Below are 292 nucleotides of genomic sequence, written 5' to 3'. Positions count from 1 at the left end.
CCCTGCCCTCCACGGCGGCGCGGCCGTCGCTATGGCAGGAGGCGCATTGCTCGCCGGATTTCGTGATGGGATGGTTTGATGCGCAGCCGACCAGGGCGAGGGCGCACATGGTTAAGAGGGCGGCGAGGGCGAGTGCGGCGAAGCGCCTGCGCTGGCGATGCGAATGCGTGGTAGTGCCGGTACTGGTACAGGGTGAGGCGTAAAGGCCCATGAGTCCTCCTCGGGATGGGGCGGCGGATGCGGTTTCGCGTTCTTCGTGTCGCGTACATCATACTCAGAGCTGCTACCCGAG

General features: G+C 65.8%; 1 pseudogene. It reads right to left on the bottom strand.

Annotation, left to right across the window (positions count from 1 at the left end):
- Nucleotides 1-211 (bottom strand): annotated as a pseudogene (locus NE591_RS15170) (hypothetical protein); the annotation flags it as partial.
- Nucleotides 212-292: the final 81 nt, after the last annotated feature.

Origin of the sequence: Adlercreutzia sp. DFI.6.23 (genome assembly GCF_024462535.1) — a bacterium.
Classification (GTDB): domain Bacteria; phylum Actinomycetota; class Coriobacteriia; order Coriobacteriales; family Eggerthellaceae; genus Adlercreutzia; species Adlercreutzia rubneri.
This window is presented reverse-complemented; position numbering and strand designations above follow the sequence as displayed.